Here is a 19795-nt window from a genome sequence, read left to right as displayed (position 1 = left end):
ACGATGCTAATACAACCGAATTTTAAAGGTGCGGGTATCTATGAAGAAGAATTCAGAAAACTATGAAAACCTTATTTTACATCATCCTCTCTTTTGCCTGCTCGATTATCAGAGTGCTCATCAGTTGCTAGAGTACTCGAAACCGGAGTTTATAGAAGCAGGACCCATTGTTGTTGATGGAGATCCTATTGATTGTATTTACCTTATTATTTCTGGAATAGCGGAAGTAACCCGATCAGTCCATACTTTAGGAAAACATAGGGAAATGCGTATTGCTGAATTAACGGAAGGAAAGATCATTGGTTTATCGTCAGAGGGGTTTGCCTCAAGTACAGGTCTTCATGCTGCTTCAGTAAAAGCGCTTACTAAGATGCATTTACTTAAAATAAGTCTTTATGATTTTCTGCAATTTTTAAAACAACCCCAAATAAGATATCCCCATTTAAAAAAATTGAGTGAAGAGTTCCTTTTGATCCAGTTTATTCGTTCTCATCATACCTTTCAAAATCTTTCGCATGAGAAAATACAGACTATGGTAAAAACAGCACGTAATATTAAGATTCCAGCAGGAACATGTTTGTATAAAGAAGGAGATATAGCGGATACCTGTTATTATCTTCTTAATGGTCAAGTCGTTCTTTTAAATTTAAAAAAAAGTTGTTCTACTGTAGTTGCAATAAATCAAATGTTTGGTGACAGTGAGTTTTTAACCAACATGAAAAGAAAGGAAAGCGCTTATGCGAAATATGATAGTGAGGTGTTAATTATGGAAGCGGATGTTGTTAAGAGGTGGCTCTCTCTTGAACCATCATCACTATTTCAAAAAGTGGTTTCTAAACTTCGAAAAAACAAATGGGATCGTTTTTTAAAATCTTTATAGGATTTTTATGGATAAAAATAATTATATCATTGACGTAAAACACCTTACCAAAAAATTTAATAAAAATCATGCAGTTAATGATCTTGAGTTGAAGGTGGAATATGGTGATATATTTGGCTTTATTGGTCCAAATGGAGCAGGAAAAACTACTTCAATAAGGATGTTATGCGGCCTCATCACTCCTGATTCAGGGACCGGTCAATGTGTTGGCTTTGATATTTTAACTGAATCACGACAGATTAAAACCTTAGTTGGTTATATGTCACAAAATTTTGGCCTATATAAAGATCTTACCGTTTATGAAAATATGCTTTTTTTTGCAGAAATATATGGAGTTATCGATAGAAAAAATCAGATTGAAAAATATTTACACAAATTTGATTTATACAAACATAAACAACAAATTGCAGGTACATTATCTGGAGGATGGAAGCAACGTCTCTCCCTTGCAGTTTCTTTGCTGCACGATCCTTTGTTGTTATTATTGGATGAACCTACAGCGAATATTGATCCTAAAGCCAGACGCGAATTTTGGGAGCTTATGCACCAGTTATCAAGAGAAGGGATTACAATTTTATTGAGTTCACATAATTTGGATGAAGTGGATAAGTGTGACAAGATTGCATACATGTATTATGGACATACTCTGATGTCAGGAACTATTGAAGAAATTTTAAGAGCAGTGAATTTGACTACTTGGGCCATAAAGGGTGTCAATTTAGCAATGTTGGCACATCAATTAGAAGCAACAGAGGGAGTAGATCAAGTTTTACGATTTCATAATACTTTGCACGTGAGTGGCAAAAATCGTGAAGAATTATCTCAGGCGATACAACCTTATATTAATAATGAATTTTTTCATGGAAATGAAATTGATTCAACTTTAGAGGATGCATTTGTCTGGCTCGCAACATTTGGTGCACAGAGATTATAAATGATAAAAATGGAACTTTGGCGAGTTTTTTCGGTTGCTAAAAAAGAATTTATTCAAATTAAACGAAATATTTCAACTTTTTTATTCTTATTCTTAATTCCTGTAATGCAAATACTTTTATTTGGATTCATGATTAATACGAATCCTAAATATTTACCCACTGCGGTGATTTCTCCTGAGGAGAACTCATTTACGCGCACGCTGCTTGAAGGTCTTAAGCACACAGACTACTTCTCACTTAATTTTATTGCACAATCAGAAAAAGCTGCAGATAAGTTGTTGCTTAGTGGAAAAGGACTTTTTGTGATTAACATCCCTCCTAATTTTTCAAGGGATTTAATCCGGGGAAAAAAACCACATGTATTAATTGAAGCAGATGCGTCCGATCCAATCTCGATATCAAATGCTTTCCGTGCTGCATCTGAATTACCTTCTAAATTGTTTGAACGTGATTTGCGTGGCTCTTTAGATTATCTTGCTTCGAGAGGAGCACCTTTTGTATTTGATATCCATGCTAAATTTAATCCTGAAGGCATTTCACAATATAATATTGTACCAGGGCTAATTTCTGTATTAATTTTTACGACACTTACACTTCTTACGGCAATGTCAATTACCTCAGAGTATGAAATTGGAACCTTTGAAACGCTATTAATCACTCCTCTTAGTGCAACAAATATCATTTTTGGAAAAGTGATTCCCCATTTTATTGCTGGTTATTTTATTTTATTTATTTTACTCATAATTTCTTTTTTTGTTTTCGCAGTTCCATTTTATGGGAGTATATCTCTTTATCTATTTGTCATGGCATTTTATGCGATTAGCAATCTGTCCTTAGGACTTGTTATCTCAGCATTTGCAAAAACACAATTCCAAGCGGTTGCAGCAATTAGTGCGTGCATATTAGTAGCCGTGATGACTTCCGGCTTTTTATTCCCTTTTAGTGGAATGCCAATTTGGGCACAAAATATCGGTCAAATACTTCCATTGACTCATTTTATTAGAATTACCCGCAATATTATGTTGAAAGGCGCGGATTTTAATATTTTATGGCCCGATGTGTGGCCTATTATTTTATTTACCTTTTTTATTGTAATTTTGGGTACTTTGATTTTTAGAAAAACTCTGGATTAAGATAGTAGAAATATAAACCTATTAAAATAGTTTAAAAATGAATCCCCGCGTGTGCGGGGACAAATTGAATTTAGAGCAGAGAGGAATTAAATATTAATCTGCTTTTTTACTGGTTAATTTTTCTTTGATACGTGCTGCACGGCCAGCCAAATTACGTAGGTAATAAAGTTTAGCGCGACGAACATCACCACGTCTTTTTACAGTAATACTGTCAACAATAGGACTGTAAGTTTGGAATACACGCTCAACACCAACACCGTGTGAAATTTTACGAACAGTGAATGCAGAGTTTAAACCACGATTACGCTTTGCTATGACAACCCCTTCAAAAGCTTGCAAACGCTCTCGGCTACCTTCAATTACTTTCACTTGAACCAAAACAGTATCACCAGAATTGAATTCAGGAATTTCCTTGCCTTGCATTTGCTCAGCATTCAGTTGGTCAATTATATTAGTCATGGACTACTCCTCAAATTGGTTCATCCTTTAGGGCGTGTCGTCACAAGTTTAGACGGTTGCAAATCAGCTTCAATTTTCATTTCGTCCAAACTCATGACGACACACTCAGGAATCACCGTGTTCATACTTAAACTCAGCAAGCAATTGCTTGTCTGTTTCACTTAACTGTATTTTTTCAAGTAAATCTGGACGTTTAATCCAGGTTTTACCCAGAGATTGCTTTCTTCGCCACAGTTCTATATCTCTATGGTTACCACCTAGTAAAACAGGCGGCACTTCTAATCCATCAACGGTTGCCGGTCGGGTATAATGAGGACAATCCAGTAAACCATTCATAAATGAATCTTGTTCTGCTGAACCAACATGTCCTAAGCTACCTGGTATTAAGCGAATAATTGCATCGATAAATACCGTGGCGGCTAGCTCACCGCCACTTAAAACAAAATCTCCAAGAGACCATTCTTCATCTACATAATGTTGAAGAATACGCTCATCAATTCCTTCATATCGTCCAGAAATAAAAAGCAGGGGTTGTTTGTCATTTACCACTTGATTCAAGTCATTTTGTCGAATTACCTTACCCTGAGGACTTAGATAAATCGTTTTACAATGACTCGGCATTTGACTACGTGCCTGCATAATAGCCCCTTTTAAGGGCTCATACATCATAACCATTCCCGGGCCGCCCCCATAAGGCTTGTCATCAACCTGTCTGTAGGACCTGGAAGACCAATCTCTGGGATTCCAGTAATCAATTTTTACTAATCCCTGCTCAATTGCTCGTCCCGTAATACCATGATTCAGGGCATTGAGTATTTCCGGTATTAAGCTGATAACTCCGAGATGAAGTACCACTTAAAAATCCACATCCCAATCAACAGTAATTACTTGCTGTTTGGGATCAATATCTAATATAAATTTGCCAGGTAAATAAGGTATTAAATGTCTTTTGCTACCTTCTACAACCAGCACATCATTGGCACCTGTAGGGATTATTTCAATGACTTTTCCAAAAGGATCACCTTGCTGGTTGATGACACTCATACCTATGAGTTGATGCCAGTAATATTCACCAGGCTCTAGTTTTTCCAGTTGTCCCTGTTGAACCGCAATTTCTATATTAGTGAGGTGCGCTACAAGTTCACGTTCAGGATAACCTTCAATTTGGACTATGATGGATTTATTTTGTACTTCGGCACGCAATAATTTGATTGGTTGCCATTTACTGTTAATAAAGGCATACCAATCTGCATACTTTAGAACATTATCACGAGGCTCTGTAAAGGAGTGAACCGTAACAAAACCTTTAACACCATGAGGCCGCCCAAAGCGGGCAATTACTATCCAGTTTTCCTGATTGTTCACGTTATTAAGCAGCTTCGCCTTTATTATTAAATTCTTTAATTAAAGCACTGACGCGATCAGACAATTGTGCGCCTACTTTTTGCCAGTGGCTTAATTTTTCTGTATCAATGTGCAAACGTACCTCTTGCCCACGTGCTATAGGGTTAAAATAACCGATGCGCTCAATATAACTGCCATCGCGACGTTTGCGGCTGTCAGTAACGACCATATGATAAAACGGACGCTTTTTGGCGCCACCTCTTGATAAACGTATAACGACCATTGTTTTCCTCTACTTTAGAGTGGTTACGTAAAAATGCCGTGTATTGTACGAAAATTAATGCGGCATGTGAAGTAATTCTTGCGAATTATTTAAAATCATCGGGTAATATGCCTTTTAACCCAGCCATACCACCAATTCCACGCATCATTTTTTGCATCCCGCCAGGTTTGGTAAATTTTTTCATCATTTTTTGCATTTGCTCAAATTGCTTTAATAATTTATTCACGTCTTGTATCTGTGTTCCTGAACCCATGGCAATACGTTTTTTGCGTGAACCCACAATAAGCTTGGGGATACGGCGTTCTTTGGGAGTCATGGAATTGATAATCGCAATGGTTTGTACCATGGCTTTATCGCTGACTTGTTTCATTGCCTGTTGTGGCATCATTTGGCTGACACCAGGTAGCTTGCTCATCATGCCAGTAATACCACCCATATTATTCATTTGCAGTAATTGTTGTTTGAAATCTTCCAGATCAAAGCTTTTTCCTTTTTTCAACTTTTTAGCCAGTTTTTCACTCGCTTGTTTGTCTGCTTTTCGTTCGACTTCTTCAATAAGGGTAAGAATATCACCCATACCAAGAATTCTTGAGGCAATTCGCTCAGGATGAAATGGTTCTAAAGCTTCTACTTTTTCACCGCTACCAATAAATTTTATTGGTTTTCCTGTAATCTTCCTTACAGACAGAGCAGCACCTCCACGAGCATCACCATCTGTTTTAGTCAGAATGACTCCCGTTAATGGTAATGCTTCATGAAAGGCTTTTGCTGTATTTGCGGCATCTTGCCCGGTCATGCTGTCAACAACAAATAGGGTTTCAATCGGATGCAGTTCCTGGTTTAAGCCTTTAATTTCGTCCATCATATCGGTATCGATATGCAAACGACCCGCTGTATCGATCAGCAGCACATCCATATATTGCTTTTTCGCGGTATCAAGCGCTTTTTTTGCGATAGTGAGTGGCTCTTCATTTGCTGCTGCCGGGAAGAAAGCGACGTCTATTTGTTCTGCTAATACTTTAAGCTGTTGGATCGCAGCGGGTCGATAAACGTCGACGCTGACCACCATTACCTTTTTATTTTCAGACTCTTTCAAATAACGGGCGAGTTTTGCAGTACTGGTTGTTTTTCCCGAACCTTGCAATCCAGCCATCAGAAATACGGCAGGAGGTTGGGTTTTAAAATTAAGCTCAGCACGCTCATCGCCCATGATATGGACTAACTCATCATGAACGATTTTAATAAAGGCTTGATCAGGATTTAATTCGGTTAAAACTTCTTGCCCTAAAGCCTTCTGTTTCACTTGCTCTATGAATTCTTTAATGACCGGTAAGGCAACATCTGCTTCAAGCAGTGAAAGCCTGACCTCACGCAGGGCGTGTTGTACATTATCTTCAGTTAATCGACCCTTCCCTCGTAGATTTTTGAAGGTGTGGGTCAAACGTTCGGTTAAGGTTTCAAACATGATATGTTGCCCGAAAAAAGAAGAAACTATAGCATAGAGAAGCTATGATATGAAACTGTCTAGCTTAGCGGGAGGTTTTTTTATGTTGCTCACTTCCCTAGCGGGGGCAAATGATTTTGTGCATAAAGACAGGAAAAAAGGCAGAGATTTTCTGATTAAATCATGTTATTTTACAGTGCACGCTAAAAAGCTTGTGGGTTGATAAACGAAATCAAGGAACATTTTGTTTAATTGTTACCCTATTATTAAGGGTTTCTTAAGCTAATTTTTATATAATTAAGCTTCTGCATGCCCAAAAACTGCACCGAAGGAATGCGATGATCGATAAAAAACATTCACTGACACTTTTCAGTTTGACTATGATTACAGTTGGTTCTGTAGATAGCATACGTAATTTGCCTGCTACAGCCTTATTTGGTAGTCAATTAATTTTTTATTTTGTTTTAGGTGCTTTATTTTTTCTAATCCCAACTGCCTTGGTTTCAGCAGAACTGGCTTCCGGGTGGGCAAAGCAAGGAGGGATTTACATTTGGGTCAAACAGGCTTTTGGCAAAAAAATGGGTTTTTTAGCTATTTGGCTGCAGTGGATAGAAAATGTAATTTGGTATCCAACGATTTTATCTTTTGTCGCAGGAACGATCGGCTACTTAATTAATCCGACATTGACAAGTAATCCTTATTTTCTCTGGGCGGTAATCGTGAGTTCATTTTGGGGGGCTACGATATTGAATTTGCGTGGCATGAAATCTTCAGCCGCATTCAGTAATCTATGTTCTCTTGCTGGTTTGTTGTTGCCTATGTCGTTGATTATCGGTCTTGGGGTTGTTTGGGTTACTCAAGGTAATCCTTTGCAAATTCAATTTGATATTCCGAGTATCGTACCGCATTTAAATGATAAATCCATGTGGGTTTCCCTAACCGCAATTATTATGTCTTTTTGTGGTATCGAAATTGCGACAGTTCATGCCAATGATGTCAACAATCCGCAGCATGCTTTTCCTAAAGTCTTAATCTATTCAGTAGGAATTATTTTAAGTACCTTAATTCTGGGGTCCTTGGCTATAGCAATTGTTTTACCTGGAAATGACATCAATTTGGTAGCAGGAATTATGCAAGCATTCGAAGCATTCTTTTCCAGTTATCACCTGGTTTGGATGATGCCTGTGGTTGCTGTAATGCTGGTTTTAGGGGGACTTGGTGGTGTGAGTAACTGGATAATTGCTCCGACAAAAGGATTATTGGTTGCTGCAGAAGATGGTAATTTACCTGAATATTTCCAACGCACTAATGTAAAAGGTGCGCCTGTTGTTATGCTTTTTACTCAGGCAAGCATTGTTACTGTATTGTCAGGCTTATTCTTATTTATGCCAAGTGTGAATGGCTCTTATTGGTTGTTAACCGCTTTAGCTGCACAATTATACATGTTGATGTATTTCATTATGTTTGCAGCAGCAATTAAATTGCGGTTGGCAGAGCCGTATCATCATCGACCATTTCAAATTCCCGGCGGTTTAATCGGTATGTTATTTGTTGCAGGTATAGGCATTATTGGCGTATGCGCTACCATGGTGGTGAGTTTTATCCCGCCAGAAGGAATCAATGTAGGTAGTCTGTCGCGTTATGAGTTGACCTTAATTGGAGGTTTAATTTTAATGTGTTTGCCACCGTTTATCAGTACTTGGTCACAAGGAAAAACAGTTGTATTGGACGCTGCTCTTCCTGATTAAACATTTGTATATGTTCCTGATCCCCAGTAAGAAGGGCATTTGAGAAAAAAGCATGGATACACCCACAGAAGCATCGAATGAATTATTGAGCCAGTTAATGGAACGATTACCTGAGTTGGAATGGAAAATTAGCGAGCTCGGTTCATTTTTTTCAAGTCACCAGTTACCTAAAGGGTTATTTCATTTTGATGCAGACGCAAGTGGTTCTGCATGCATTGCAGAAATTAAAGCGGACATCCATGCGTTATCCAAGCAGCAAAACATGCACAGTGCTTTTTATTTGGCCGAGCGAATCAGACAAAAAATTAATGTCTTAGTTGTTTTATGCCAAATGCATCAAGGCAAAAGTAAATCTAAAGAAAAAGTTTATTTTGGTATAAAGATGTTGAGTACCAGACAACAATGGATAAATGAGCTTGAAATGGAAATTCATACGCTTTTAGAGCAACAGCAAGCAATGGCTAAGACATTGGTACATTTGAAACATAATCGTAATTCAGGTGCAATTTTGCATTTACAAGCAGAATTAGGGGAAGTAGAGCGTCGCCTGACTTTAGCAAAAGAAACATTAAATCGTGCTGTTTCTTAAACAATAATCTTTTTCTAAACAAAGTAATGCGGTAAATTTAGGGACCTGTTTTTCATTTCGCTAGCTTAGTAGCAATGTAAATAGGGTCCGAGAGTGCTTCTCGGTATTTATTATTAAAAATAATTACTTAAACTAAACCATTTACGTGTTGCCTCATAATAACAAGTAAGATGAAATTTAAATAAGTGGTTTCAAAAGGAGATTTCTTAAATGTCAGATAAATTTTCTCAAATAACTAAAGATATTAGTACCCAATTAGCGAAAATGCGCAAGGAAATGCCAGAAGTAATGTCTGGATTTTCAGCTATAGCCCAAGCAGCAACTAAAGACGGTGCATTAGACAAAAAAACGAAAGAATTAATTGCTATGGCTTTAGCTGTCGCCAAACAATGCCCTGGTTGTATCGGCTTTCATTCTCAAACATTAATTAAATTACAAACAACACGCGAAGAACTTTTAGAAACCTTAGGTATGGCTGTATATATGGGGGGCGGCCCATCTTTGATGTACGCTGCTGAAGCTTTAGAAGCTTTTGAAGAATTTAGTAAATAAATTGACATAATATTGCATAGCCTGGAGGTGGTAGCGAAGTTGTATCCAGGCCATGCCCCAGAATGTTCCAATTTTATCTATTAATGGTAATGTTTCTCGCAAGATGTGCCAATATATCCGTTCCCTGAAAGTGGCTGAGTACTACGATTAATGCTGTCCTAATGCCGCAGAAACATGGACTAGTGGATTTTTATTTTGCTGGCAGGAGTAATGTTTGCTCGCGCCTAACCAGGCTACCTGTGATACAGTCATAGAGTCTTTGTCGCTTTGCTGGCTTGATAACTCCTTATAAGTTTGCTGAATCAATTCGCAAAGAGTAGAGGCATTAAGTTGTACCCCAGCCGGTAAACAAAATATAGGGTTACCTTGATTCTTTGTAATTTCATTTGCATGAATCATTGTTTCTGCAATGCTTTCGCAAGTTATGGTTAAAACATGACGAGCTGAACGTGCCCATGCTTGAGCCTGGGGATCTGCTTTAATTTCCATCTGTGGAATATTATCAGCAATGTTCATATAGTTTTTTATCGTGTCAGCATGTATCCAATTACAGAGAAATAGAAGACTGATTAACAAGATACGCATATTATATCCTTAAAGTCAGAGTTATTCAGAATGGATCCCGTACAAAATGCTTTGCATTTTTACGGATAACGTTCGTTTAGCAAAATAAAAAGTAAAAAAATTTATTTTGAACTTACGTTAATTAATGCCATGCGGCTTAATTAAACCCAGTTTAAAAGCAATTAATAAAAATATAAATAAACTCACCGAAATAGTTATTCTTATCGTTAAGGCTTTAACAGTGCGTTTGGAATTGCCTGAATCTCGAATAAGAAAAAAAAGACCGCTTGCTAGAGAGCCGGCGATGATAATCATGACACAGATGATGATAATTTTAGTGATCATTTGTTATACTCCCGAAATTGCTGTCTTATCATGACCAACATTTGAACAATTAATAATGATGCCTAGTTTAACCTGTTTTAAATTTCGTTTCACCCCAAGCTGGCCGATGTTGATGCTTGCGCTCTTATCTTTTTCCTTATTTGTACGTCTTGGTTTTTGGCAAATTCATCGTGCTGATGAAAAAACAAAAATGATTGTTGCACAAAAGACCCAGGAGAAGCAAAAACCAGTTCCCTGGACTGCAGAGAAAAAATTGCCTTTGCAATATGAGCGTATAGTAGTCAGAGGAAAGTATTTATCTCAGGTTTTTCTATTAGATAATCAGCATCATAATCATCAATTTGGTTATGATGTGTTATCCCCTTTGGAATTATCTGATGGCTCTGTCATTATAATTGACAGAGGTTGGGTTCCAGGTGAGTTGACACGTCGCGTTCTCCCAAACATTCAATTTCCCAAAGGAATGATAAAGTTGCAGGGCTCAGCATACTTCCCAAGTAAAAATCAATGGGTTTTGGGACCTGCTTTAGAAGAAAGAGGGAATAAAATAGTTATTTTGGAACGTGTAGATGATCAATTGATAAGTCAAATTTTGCAAAAATCAGTCTCTCCGTTTATTATTCGCCTCGACAAGCAAGATGCAAATGGATTTGTGCGTGAGTGGGAGACGGTATCCATGCCTCCACAGCGGCATTTAGCTTATGCTTTGCAGTGGTTTGTAATGGCATTCGTGGTGCTAATTATATTCGTAGGATTAAATTTGAAGAAAAAAAATGAGAAAACAAGCTAGTAAATATTATATTTTATTGTTGTTGGTTATAATATTTGTCGCTCCTGGAATAGCTGCATATCTATTTTACCAGCATCCTTCCTGGTTGGGTTCCTCACGGGTCAATAAAGGGGATTTGCTAAATCCACCAGTAAAGTTGGATGTTTTGGACGAAAAGCCCAAATGGCGTATCATCTTTTGGAGTCCGGCAGCTTGCGACCAGGTATGTATGAAACAGCTGGATGTTCTAGCTCGAATTCGCCTGGCACTAGGACGTAAATTATACCAGGTAGATCAGTGGCTTCTTATCAGCGATAAAGCACCTTCTTTATCGCAAGAACAACAAGCCTTTTTAAAGGAAGTAGATTTTAAAGTGGCGAAATTATCTGCAGCTGAGTTTATTACTAAAAATTCTTTATTGTCTGAGGAAAAAGTGTTCATCGCTGATCCAGACAATTATTTGATTCTTAGTTATGCATCTCAGGCTAACCCTGATGATGTATATAAAGATTTGAAGTTGTTGCTCAATACAACGGAAAAACAAGAGTGAATAGTCTGATGCAGAATAAATTATTACGACATGCAGTATCATTTGCGGTACTTTTATCTCTATTAGTTGTCATGCTGGGTGCTTATACACGCTTGACTGATGCAGGATTAGGCTGTCCTGATTGGCCTGGTTGTTATGGTCAGATGGTTCTTCCCAGCGCCAAAGAAAAATTGCAGGCCGCACAAACTCAATATCCCCAAATTCCTATTGAATCTAGAAAAGCATGGACAGAGATGGTTCATCGTTATGCTGCCGGTTCTTTAGCATTGTTAATCTTTTTTATCTGTTTTTATGTAGTACGTAAGCGTGTACAGGGTAATGATTTGCCTTGGCATTTGCCTGCGGCATTAATCATACTGGTTTTGTTTCAAGCAGCTTTGGGTATGTGGACGGTAACCTTGAAACTGCTACCCGTGGTAGTTATGGGGCATCTTTTAGGTGGGATGCTTATTGTTGCGTGTTTAAGCCGTTTTCGCTTGCAAATCAGTTCACTAAAGGGACAAGATTTACCACATTGGCGTTTTTGGCTGCGTTTTGGAGTGACTATCGTTTTTCTACAAATTGCTTTAGGAGGTTGGGTAAGTTCAAATTATGCGGGGATTTCATGTATTGGTTTCCCTATGTGTAATGGGGTATGGATACCTGATTTGCATTTTGCGCAAGGATTTAATTTATTTTCACCTGTAGGAGCTAATTATCAAGGTGGTTTACTTGATCATGAGGTTCGAGTAACGATTCAATTCATCCACAGATTGGGAGCAATAATCACGGCAGCTTATATGCTTGTGCTCACGTTATGGATTTTATTAAGAAGTGATTTTAATTATCTTAAAACTGCGGCTTTAGTGATTTTGTTACTTGTACTGTTTCAATTTTCTTTAGGTATCTTGAATGTAATGTATTTGCTCCCAATTAGTGTCGCTGTGGCTCATAATGGGGGTGCAGCTCTATTATTAGCGACACTATTTAGTACACTGCATTTTACGCGTAAGGGGCAAAATGATGCACGCTGATCATGTAGTTCAATCCTTGTCGGCTGCTTGGCGTGATTACCTTGAGTTATGTAAGCCGCGAGTAGTCTTACTCATGTTATTGACGGTAGTTGTCGGAATGTATTTGGCAACACCAGGTTGGGTTAGTTTGTCTCTATTGCTTTTTTCATTGCTCGGAATTGGATTATGTGCAGGGAGTGCTGCTGCAATTAATCATTTGGTGGATAAACGAATCGATGCCGTTATGGCTCGAACCAAAAAAAGACCTGTTGCCAGTGGCCAAGTTTCAGTGCGTCAGGCTTTATTGTTTGCTTTAATCATAGGAACCCTGGGACTGACTGTTTTAGTCGTTTTTGTTAATCAATTAACTGCAGTACTGACTTTCGTTACATTGATTGGTTATGCTGGTATTTATACGGGTTATTTAAAAAGGGCTACTTCACAAAACATAGTTATAGGTGGACTAGCCGGTGCTGCACCACCATTGCTTGGTTGGACTGCAGTGACAAATCAATTAGATCCTCAAGCCTTATTGCTGGTATTAATTATTTTTATTTGGACACCACCTCATTTTTGGGCCTTGGCTATTTATCGTTACGAAGAATATCAACATGCAAAAATCCCAATGTTGCCCGTAACTCATGGCATTGCGTTTACTAAATTGAATGTTTATTTATACACCATTTTATTACTGGTAGTCAGTGTATTGCCCTTTGTTATCGGTATGAGTGGCATGTTTTATTTAATTGGTGCGTTAGTGCTTGGTTCACGATTTTTGTTTTGGTCGCATAAGCTCTATCGGACAGATAAACCTGTAGTTGCAATGCAAACATTCAGATTTTCAATAGTGTATTTGATGTTATTGTTTGTTTTTTTATTGTTTGATCATTATTTATAAGGAAGGTATTGAAATAAGTTTCATGAACAATGTGAATCGATATTCTTGTGAAAGCGATTTGAGCGACTTATTTCATATACATTCCTCTTAGGAGGTAAAATGAGTTTAAAGGCTAAAAGCGTCACCTTTACTGTAGTTGTTTTGCTTGCTCTTGCAGGATTATTTTCGGGAATTTTTGTAGGCCAACATGTCCATTTTAAGAAAAAAATCGATGTGTCAACTTTTCACGGTACCTATCTTGAAAATCCACGACAGGTTAACCGATTCAGTTTGACAGGAATTGACGCGAAATCATTTGATAATAAGAGCTTAAAAGGAAAATGGACTGTGATGTTTTTTGGTTTTACAAGCTGTGGCTATGTTTGTCCAACTACTATGGCAGAATTAACAAAAATGTATCATCTCCTTGAAGATAAGGGTGTAAAGAATTTACCCCGCATCGTGATGGTATCAATCGATCCAGAACGTGATAGCCAAGAGAAACTAGGCAATTACGTGACATCATTCCATCCTGATTTTTACGGGGCACGAGGAGATGAAGAATCCATTAAGTTGATGACTCGGGAAATGGGTATTGCTTATGCCAAGGTAATTGAGAAAGGAAATGATGCAACAAATTATGATATCCAGCATAGTGGGGCTTTAATGCTATTTAACCCTCAAGGGGAACTTAATGCATTTTTTACTACTCCGCATCACGCTGATTTATTAGCCAAGGATTACCTGTTATTGGTTTCTTGATATAGAGGATTTTTTATACACATATTTTCGTTTTTTCCAATGTGATTTTCCATTTTTTAGACTAGGCTTTATTTATACAAATCAGTTGTTAATAAAGTTTTAGCAGCCCAGGAATTTCTAATAATAAAAATAAAAAAAGTTGAGGAACGCATTTTTCATGAAAATTGCAATATTGGCCACCAATCCACATTTGTACTCCCACAAGCGTCTGAAGGCAGAGGGAGAGGCTTCTGGTCATGAAATTAGAATTATTAATCCTTTATATTGCTATATGAATGTCGCTGCCTCCTGCCCTAAAGTTCATTATCGAGGCGGAGCTGCTTTGCCTCATTTTGATGCAGTAATTCCAAGAATTGGTGCATCGAATACTTATTATGGAACCGCTGTTTTGCGCCATATGGAAACGATGGGCATGTATCCTTTAAATGAGTCTTTAGCGATTGCACGCTCTCGAGATAAATTCCGTTCCTTACAGCTATTAGCCCGCAAAGGAATTCCTATGCCTTTAACCAGTTTTGCTCAATCACCTGATGATACTGAAGATTTAGTACGCATGGTTGGAGGCGCACCGTTAGTCATTAAGTTACTGGAAGGAACGCAAGGCAAAGGAGTAATTCTTGCAGATAGTCATCAATCAGCTGTGAGTATCATTAACGCGTTTAAAGAAATGCATGCCAATATTTTAGTGCAAGAATTTATTGAGGAATCACGCGGGGTCGATATCCGTTGCTTTGTTGTGGGGGAGAAAGTAGTTGCTGCTGTGAAACGTCAAGCAAAAGAAGGAGAGTTTCGGGCAAATGTCCATCAGGGCGGAAAGGCAGTCAAAGTAAAATTATCGCCTCAAGAGCGTGCAATTGCCGTAAGTGCTGCTAAAACAATGGGCTTAAGAGTTGCTGGTGTGGATTTAATTCGCTCGAATCATGGGCCTTTAGTTTTGGAAATTAATTCTTCACCTGGTCTTGAAGGGGTAGAAAAGGCTACTGGAATTAATATCGCTGGAAAAATTATTGAATATATCGAGAAGCACGCAAAACCGATCAGTATCAATGATCGATTCCATGGTTGAGGTAAGCAGTCTAGGCAATAGCGTCAACTTAAGCCCGGTTGTTTACAACTGTCATATTTTGCACAGACTTGTGTAAAAGAGACAGTTGTAGTAGGCAACCAGGTTTACTGATGCGATGAACTGCGGCTTAACATGGGGCATTGGCAAGTGTATTTATTTTAATTCCGCTTTCAGCTCGTTTTCCTCGCCAAACTACTACGAGTGCAATAAGTGATGAGATAAATAAAAATACCATCACTCCAATAAAACCATTCATGAATATTTTATTAAACAATTGATGAAGCAAATCATTTTTGGGAAGCTGCAATGAATGAGTAGGACTTGCAATGAAATCTTTTAAACTGGAGGTTTGTGTTTCATTTAATCCGATTGATTTAGATAGTGTATTTTCAGTTACAAAATTATAAATAACAATTGCCAGCGTTAACCCTATAGAGCCACCAATATTAAACAAGGTAACCATAGATCCTGTTGCTACGCTTGCACGTTCAGGGCCTACTGCTGTCTGAGCAGCAATAATGGAGACAGTGTTACCCATCGCCCACATGCTTCCAAGACAAATAAAGGCGAAAATAACATACAAGATTGAGATGTTACTGGTAAAAAATACTTGTAATAGCGCTGAGAAACATGCCAGGAACAATCCTAATAGGATAGTAAATAATAGCCCTAGGCGACTAATGAGTTTTCCTACAAAGAATGCTATTAAAAAAACAGAGACGGGGATAGCGAATAAAATAAAGCCAGATAATTCTGCTGATTGACCTTTGATAATTTGTAAATATTGAGGATCAAAAAATAAAGTAACTGCACTTAATATTCCAGCTAAAAAACAGAGAATAGCTCCTGCTGAAAAAAGCAGGTTGGAATAATCTTTAAAATCAATAAGCGGATTAGGATGGTTATCTTCAGCTTTAATCAATAAGATACTTGCGATAATGGCTATCGCAAAACAGATTAAAGTCAAAGATGCTGTCCAGCCATAGCTTTGGCTATAAATTAAACCAAGCACTATACCGCCCATAGTGAATGCAAGTAATGACATACCTCTTATATCCAAAGAAAGTTCTTGGGTACTTGTTTGTGATTCGGTAACGAATTTGAAGCAAAATATATAGCCCAATAAACAGATAGGAATATTAATAAAAAAAATCCATCTCCATCCCAAACAAGTGACAATGAGTCCACCTAACAGAGGACCTAATGCCAGGGCAATACCACCTATACTCCCAAACCATGCTACGGCTTTGCTCCGTTCTTCTTCGGGAAAAAATTGTGGTAGTAATGAAAGACCTAGAGGGAAAATGATTGACGCTCCGACTCCTTGGAGTAGCCGACCCAAAATTAACCAATGGATATTGGAAGAAACACCAGCGATAATTGACGCGAGAACAAAAATTCCGCTACCAAGGTATAAGCAACGTCTGCGACCATATAAATCACCTATGCCCCCCATAACTGTCGCTAAAACGCATAACGCTAAAAAATAAATATTCATTACCCATTGCATGGAGACCAGATTTGTCTGCAGTTCATGTTGTATCGTGGGAAGGGCAACATTCACGACGGTATAGTCAAGATAACATCCAAAAGAAAGTAGGGCGATTCCAATAAAAGCATACCATTTATGTTGATAATTATTGACTTTACTCGTTGTAGACACGTTTCATCCTAATGATTATGTTTAAAAAAACTATAAAAGATAATTTTTAGCCAATATGTGAGAAAAAATTGTAAAGTAATATCTATTTTAAAACAAGAAATAAAAAAATTGTTAAAAAAACGGACATAAGTATCCCTGTTGTATATAATTTATCCCGGATAACCTAAAAAACTAGGGTATGTATGTTTAATTTGAGGGGTATTTAACCAAATCCTTAGTAAATAACGAACAGTTTGATTTTAGGATGAGTAAAACTAGTTCTTCCATGGAGAATTTCCTCATTATTAATTAAAATAATGCTGCCAGGCTTTACTTTCGTTTCAAATGCAATGTCTTCGCGCAGTGAAACCTGCTCAAATAACTCCAGGGCTTCAATTTGTTGAGGAGTAAAACGTGGAAGCTCAGGAATTTTTTTTTGTGCATCATTATAAAATGGTTGGTGATATTGACAGCAGCGCAATTCATTGCCATGCATAGCAAAGACAGGACTTAAATCATAAGGGGGGTATCAGCAGCCTCATTCCCACGTCGAGAAGCATAAAACGGTTGATACAATATCTCAAGAAGATCAGGTCCTTGGATAAAGTAATGAAACTTTTGGAAAGTCATAATGTTTGGGTCACGCAACGTGAGGGTGGCATCAGGATTTAAATAGATCCTGAAGTTTTTTAAGTGGGAGAGCAGGAGCTGGTATCCTCGTTCTTCTCCCCACAGTCTTCAGCATTGCTAAGAGTTTTCTTATATTCACTTTTAAAGAAGCATGTTTCAGACCGCTCTTCATAGAAAGTTGGGCCATTTTGGAGTTCCTCGCATGCTTTATCAAGCATTTCTGTAAATGTATTTATCGCATCCTCTGTTTTTTTGGTAAAGATCCTCTTCGCACTAGGATCGCTTTTTAACACGAGCATTTGCTCGTCGAGTTGATTCCTCATTTGCTCGATATCACTCCAGCTTTCTAAATTCTCAAGAGAAAAGTTAGCAAGTCCACTTAATAATTCCTGTCTTAATTTTAAATATCTGAGCCTTTCTTCATTAATTGGCATATTACTCAATACTTTATCTATTTTTTCATCGCCCGCGTCAATTCTTAGTCTAATTTTATTTTGGGCTATGCCAAAGACCAATTGTGGTGAAGTTGTAATGAGACTTCGAGAAACTGAGTTGCAATAGTCGATTAAATCAGGTTTAGAGGGTAATTTCTGCCATAGCTTATAAGCGCTTTCAGAGAATAAGCGAGCTCCTTCATCGTTTGCTTCAGCGGCAATCCAGTTTCCAGGTTGGTCAGGGTCAGGTTTTAAAAGAATAAGATCATTGGTTATAATCATATTTAATTTGTCTTTGCTATTTTTCTTAAACCAGGCTTCTGCGTGCTTTGAGCCCAATTCACCTAGGAAGAATGCATTAGAATTATATGCCTTAGATTCTGATAAACCCTCTCTATTCAGGTCTAATTCTTGCTCTATAAAGTCCTTTGTTTTCCAGGCTCTTCTTGAACCCATAAAGGCAACAACCTTTTTAAAGTTGCTGCGCTCATGACCTTCTACACGGGTAAAGATATGCTTTGTGTCACTTAAATGTTCAATTTTTCCCAGCATGTCTTTTCCTTTATTAGACACGATCCATGATGTAAATGTTTCTGGAATTACAACACCTACTCCTGGAGTTAAAAATGCTGCTTCACGTACTCTATTTTTTATACCATCCATAAGTTTATTCGATTTGCTATATAAATCACTAATACCGGTGTATCCTTGCTTATTGGCTAATTGAATGACAAGTTTGCGCATTTGAGAAACTTCACGGACAATCCCCCCATCAGCAGCAATGACATCATTTCCACTCATATCATGAAAGTCAGCTCCTAAAAATTGATTTGCTTTATTCATTGCAGCTTTAGCCGCATAGGATTTTCCGGAGGCCGAAGGGCCTGCTACAATTACTACAGGACGTTCTTGCCATTTCGGCCCATCCAAATGAGAGGTTGATTTGATAACGACTGCATCCCTGAATTCTTTACTATTCACTTCTTCTTCCAAAGCCAGATGAAATAATTCAAGTCCTTGTTTGCCAAGAAATTTTAGCATATCTGTGGTTGCTTCTTCTGGATGGGTTGCTCTTGTCTCTGGGTCTCCTTCGTATTCAGGGAAGGGGTGCGTCTGAATATATTCTATGAATTTTTTTCTAAAAAATTGGGGGTCGATGGAATCAAAAAAATGGCTTTCTTCCTTATAAGCTGATGTATAGTCTCGAACTTTCTTCAAATGCTTGTCGTCATAATCATTTATCCCTTTATACAACTCGTGCTCCGCTTCCAAGCCAATACGAAATGGCCCTTCAGCGTCGTATTTTCCGATTTGTTGCTGTAATGAAGTTACGGTTGAAGAATCGAGTGTGCGCATAATACAGATACCTCATAATCGCGACCATTTTGATCTAATTATAGCCAAAATATATTATGCGAGTATTAACCGCATTTATTAATGTGATGAATCGCTTTTACCAACTAACCAATCAGCACTGACTTCGAATTCTTGTGCTAATGCGTCGAGCAGCTTTTCATCTGGGCTTGTGGCACCATTAAGTAATGCTTCTGCTTTAAATTTGGGAATCTTAACCAGCTTTGATAATACTTCGATGCGCTCTACACTTGATTCGGGTGCCCCAATATTATCAAGCTCCTTATTAAGTCTTTCTGAAAATCTCTTATTAAGCATCTGCTTCTCCTAATAATGATTTAGTTAAGGTAAGTACATATAAATTACTCATCTAAGTCATCGCTCCTCAGCTAAGCCATTGGATGTCAGGCAGAAGCGAACGGTTATCTTATTTATTTCATATAG

22 protein-coding genes and 1 pseudogene are annotated in these 19795 nt (G+C 37.8%); 12 read left to right on the top strand and 11 right to left on the bottom strand.

What is annotated here, in order from left to right; genetic code table 11:
* Positions 1-40: 40 nt before the first annotated feature.
* Genes Ltuc_RS11965 through Ltuc_RS11955 form a run of 3 tightly spaced genes read left to right on the top strand, consistent with a single transcriptional unit; the run spans position 41 to position 2948 of the window.
* Entirely contained in the window at positions 41-880 is an 840-nt protein-coding gene (locus tag Ltuc_RS11965) for a cyclic nucleotide-binding domain-containing protein (protein ID WP_058521481.1), read from the top strand.
* Between the two features lie 7 nt (positions 881-887).
* Positions 888-1814, top strand: coding sequence for an ABC transporter ATP-binding protein (locus tag Ltuc_RS11960; RefSeq protein WP_058521480.1), 927 nt, complete (start codon positions 888-890; stop codon positions 1812-1814).
* Positions 1815-2948, top strand: coding sequence for an ABC transporter permease (locus Ltuc_RS11955; RefSeq protein ID WP_058521479.1), 1134 nt, complete (start codon positions 1815-1817; stop codon positions 2946-2948).
* Positions 2949-3041: 93 nt separating this feature from the next.
* On the opposite strand, the gene rplS is transcribed toward Ltuc_RS11955, so the two are convergent.
* The 5 genes from rplS to ffh form a co-directional block, all read right to left on the bottom strand.
* A complete protein-coding gene (rplS, locus tag Ltuc_RS11950; protein WP_058521478.1) occupies positions 3042-3407 on the bottom strand; it encodes a 50S ribosomal protein L19 in 366 nt (121 codons plus the stop codon).
* Positions 3408-3512: 105 nt separating this feature from the next.
* On the bottom strand, positions 3513-4262 hold the full coding sequence (gene trmD / locus Ltuc_RS11945; protein WP_058521477.1) for a tRNA (guanosine(37)-N1)-methyltransferase TrmD: 750 nt from the start codon (positions 4260-4262) through the stop codon (positions 3513-3515).
* The gene (gene rimM / locus Ltuc_RS11940) at positions 4263-4772 is read right to left on the bottom strand and encodes a ribosome maturation factor RimM (protein ID WP_058521476.1); all 510 of its coding nucleotides are present in this window, start codon (positions 4770-4772) and stop codon (positions 4263-4265) included.
* 4 nt (positions 4773-4776) lie between these two features.
* Positions 4777-5034 (bottom strand): 30S ribosomal protein S16, encoded by a 258-nt coding sequence (gene rpsP, locus Ltuc_RS11935; protein ID WP_058521475.1) that lies wholly within the window; start codon positions 5032-5034, stop codon positions 4777-4779.
* A gap of 85 nt (positions 5035-5119) precedes the next feature.
* Positions 5120-6499, bottom strand: coding sequence for a signal recognition particle protein (gene ffh / locus Ltuc_RS11930; protein WP_058521474.1), 1380 nt, complete (start codon positions 6497-6499; stop codon positions 5120-5122).
* A gap of 317 nt (positions 6500-6816) precedes the next feature.
* Here ffh and Ltuc_RS11925 point away from each other — a divergent pair, with 317 nt between their 5' ends.
* From Ltuc_RS11925 to Ltuc_RS11915, 3 genes are all read left to right on the top strand, one after another.
* Complete coding sequence (locus tag Ltuc_RS11925; RefSeq protein WP_058521473.1) at positions 6817-8226, top strand: APC family permease; 1410 nt, start codon at positions 6817-6819, stop codon at positions 8224-8226.
* Between the two features lie 52 nt (positions 8227-8278).
* The gene (locus tag Ltuc_RS11920; RefSeq protein ID WP_058521472.1) at positions 8279-8815 is read left to right on the top strand and encodes a hypothetical protein; all 537 of its coding nucleotides are present in this window, start codon (positions 8279-8281) and stop codon (positions 8813-8815) included.
* A 210-nt stretch (positions 8816-9025) separates the two neighbouring features.
* Positions 9026-9367, top strand: a complete 342-nt coding sequence (locus Ltuc_RS11915; protein WP_058521471.1) for a carboxymuconolactone decarboxylase family protein — start codon at positions 9026-9028, stop codon at positions 9365-9367.
* 147 nt (positions 9368-9514) lie between these two features.
* On the opposite strand, the gene Ltuc_RS11910 is transcribed toward Ltuc_RS11915, so the two are convergent.
* The gene (locus tag Ltuc_RS11910; RefSeq protein WP_058521470.1) at positions 9515-9952 is read right to left on the bottom strand and encodes a hypothetical protein; all 438 of its coding nucleotides are present in this window, start codon (positions 9950-9952) and stop codon (positions 9515-9517) included.
* 117 nt (positions 9953-10069) lie between these two features.
* Positions 10070-10276 carry a twin transmembrane helix small protein gene (locus tag Ltuc_RS11905; RefSeq protein ID WP_058521469.1) on the bottom strand — a complete coding sequence of 69 codons (207 nt, stop codon included), beginning with the start codon at positions 10274-10276 and terminating at the stop codon, positions 10070-10072.
* Positions 10277-10334: 58 nt separating this feature from the next.
* On the opposite strand from Ltuc_RS11905, the gene Ltuc_RS11900 reads away from it, so the two are divergent.
* From Ltuc_RS11900 to rimK, 6 genes are all read left to right on the top strand, one after another.
* Positions 10335-11066, top strand: a complete 732-nt coding sequence (locus tag Ltuc_RS11900; RefSeq protein ID WP_193786862.1) for an SURF1 family protein — start codon at positions 10335-10337, stop codon at positions 11064-11066.
* Positions 11050-11595, top strand: coding sequence for a hypothetical protein (locus tag Ltuc_RS11895; protein WP_058521467.1), 546 nt, complete (start codon positions 11050-11052; stop codon positions 11593-11595). Before Ltuc_RS11900 ends, Ltuc_RS11895 begins: the two co-directional genes overlap by 17 nt.
* An 8-nt stretch (positions 11596-11603) precedes the next feature.
* Complete coding sequence (locus tag Ltuc_RS11890) at positions 11604-12608, top strand: COX15/CtaA family protein (RefSeq protein WP_058521466.1); 1005 nt, start codon at positions 11604-11606, stop codon at positions 12606-12608.
* The gene (cyoE, locus tag Ltuc_RS11885) at positions 12598-13485 is read left to right on the top strand and encodes a heme o synthase (RefSeq protein WP_058521465.1); all 888 of its coding nucleotides are present in this window, start codon (positions 12598-12600) and stop codon (positions 13483-13485) included. The genes Ltuc_RS11890 and cyoE overlap by 11 nt, the downstream gene beginning before the upstream one ends.
* Before the next feature lie 99 nt (positions 13486-13584).
* Positions 13585-14226 carry an SCO family protein gene (locus Ltuc_RS11880; RefSeq protein ID WP_058521464.1) on the top strand — a complete coding sequence of 214 codons (642 nt, stop codon included), beginning with the start codon at positions 13585-13587 and terminating at the stop codon, positions 14224-14226.
* A gap of 157 nt (positions 14227-14383) precedes the next feature.
* Entirely contained in the window at positions 14384-15292 is a 909-nt protein-coding gene (gene rimK, locus Ltuc_RS11875) for a 30S ribosomal protein S6--L-glutamate ligase (RefSeq protein ID WP_058521463.1), read from the top strand.
* A 127-nt stretch (positions 15293-15419) separates the two neighbouring features.
* On the opposite strand, the gene Ltuc_RS11870 is transcribed toward rimK, so the two are convergent.
* The 4 genes and pseudogenes from Ltuc_RS11870 to Ltuc_RS11855 all read right to left on the bottom strand — a co-directional run bounded on the left by Ltuc_RS11870 (position 15420) and on the right by Ltuc_RS11855 (position 19669).
* Positions 15420-16955, bottom strand: coding sequence for an MFS transporter (locus tag Ltuc_RS11870; protein ID WP_058521462.1), 1536 nt, complete (start codon positions 16953-16955; stop codon positions 15420-15422).
* A gap of 214 nt (positions 16956-17169) precedes the next feature.
* Positions 17170-17445 (bottom strand): annotated as a pseudogene (locus Ltuc_RS11865) (TauD/TfdA family dioxygenase); the annotation flags it as partial.
* Positions 17446-17623: 178 nt separating this feature from the next.
* Positions 17624-19354, bottom strand: a complete 1731-nt coding sequence (locus Ltuc_RS11860) for a hypothetical protein (RefSeq protein WP_058521460.1) — start codon at positions 19352-19354, stop codon at positions 17624-17626.
* A 78-nt stretch (positions 19355-19432) separates the two neighbouring features.
* Complete coding sequence (locus tag Ltuc_RS11855; RefSeq protein WP_058521459.1) at positions 19433-19669, bottom strand: hypothetical protein; 237 nt, start codon at positions 19667-19669, stop codon at positions 19433-19435.
* Positions 19670-19795 lie beyond the last annotated feature (126 nt).

Origin of the sequence: Legionella tucsonensis (assembly GCF_001468035.1) — a bacterium.
In the GTDB taxonomy this organism is placed as follows: domain Bacteria; phylum Pseudomonadota; class Gammaproteobacteria; order Legionellales; family Legionellaceae; genus Legionella; species Legionella tucsonensis.
Note: the sequence above shows the minus strand (reverse complement) of the source record. Positions and strands in the feature narration are given on the sequence as shown.

Bases quoted from the DNA above. Each gene is read 5' to 3' on its own strand.
- Ltuc_RS11910 (WP_058521470.1), bottom strand. From the start codon at position 9,952: ATGCGTATCTTGTTAATCAGTCTTCTATTTCTCTGTAATTGGATACAT.
- Ltuc_RS11860 (WP_058521460.1), bottom strand. From the start codon at position 19,354: ATGCGCACACTCGATTCTTCAACCGTAACTTCATTACAGCAACAAATC.
- Ltuc_RS11955 (WP_058521479.1), top strand. From the start codon at position 1,815: ATGATAAAAATGGAACTTTGGCGAGTTTTTTCGGTTGCTAAAAAAGAA.
- cyoE (WP_058521465.1), top strand. From the start codon at position 12,598: ATGCACGCTGATCATGTAGTTCAATCCTTGTCGGCTGCTTGGCGTGAT.
- Ltuc_RS11905 (WP_058521469.1), bottom strand. From the start codon at position 10,276: ATGATCACTAAAATTATCATCATCTGTGTCATGATTATCATCGCCGGC.
- Ltuc_RS11960 (WP_058521480.1), top strand. From the start codon at position 888: ATGGATAAAAATAATTATATCATTGACGTAAAACACCTTACCAAAAAA.
- Ltuc_RS11965 (WP_058521481.1), top strand. From the start codon at position 41: ATGAAGAAGAATTCAGAAAACTATGAAAACCTTATTTTACATCATCCT.
- rplS (WP_058521478.1), bottom strand. From the start codon at position 3,407: ATGACTAATATAATTGACCAACTGAATGCTGAGCAAATGCAAGGCAAG.
- ffh (WP_058521474.1), bottom strand. From the start codon at position 6,499: ATGTTTGAAACCTTAACCGAACGTTTGACCCACACCTTCAAAAATCTA.
- Ltuc_RS11920 (WP_058521472.1), top strand. From the start codon at position 8,279: ATGGATACACCCACAGAAGCATCGAATGAATTATTGAGCCAGTTAATG.
- Ltuc_RS11900 (WP_193786862.1), top strand. From the start codon at position 10,335: ATGCCTAGTTTAACCTGTTTTAAATTTCGTTTCACCCCAAGCTGGCCG.
- rimK (WP_058521463.1), top strand. From the start codon at position 14,384: ATGAAAATTGCAATATTGGCCACCAATCCACATTTGTACTCCCACAAG.
- Ltuc_RS11880 (WP_058521464.1), top strand. From the start codon at position 13,585: ATGAGTTTAAAGGCTAAAAGCGTCACCTTTACTGTAGTTGTTTTGCTT.
- Ltuc_RS11855 (WP_058521459.1), bottom strand. From the start codon at position 19,669: ATGCTTAATAAGAGATTTTCAGAAAGACTTAATAAGGAGCTTGATAAT.
- rpsP (WP_058521475.1), bottom strand. From the start codon at position 5,034: ATGGTCGTTATACGTTTATCAAGAGGTGGCGCCAAAAAGCGTCCGTTT.
- Ltuc_RS11890 (WP_058521466.1), top strand. From the start codon at position 11,604: ATGCAGAATAAATTATTACGACATGCAGTATCATTTGCGGTACTTTTA.
- Ltuc_RS11925 (WP_058521473.1), top strand. From the start codon at position 6,817: ATGATCGATAAAAAACATTCACTGACACTTTTCAGTTTGACTATGATT.
- Ltuc_RS11895 (WP_058521467.1), top strand. From the start codon at position 11,050: ATGAGAAAACAAGCTAGTAAATATTATATTTTATTGTTGTTGGTTATA.
- Ltuc_RS11915 (WP_058521471.1), top strand. From the start codon at position 9,026: ATGTCAGATAAATTTTCTCAAATAACTAAAGATATTAGTACCCAATTA.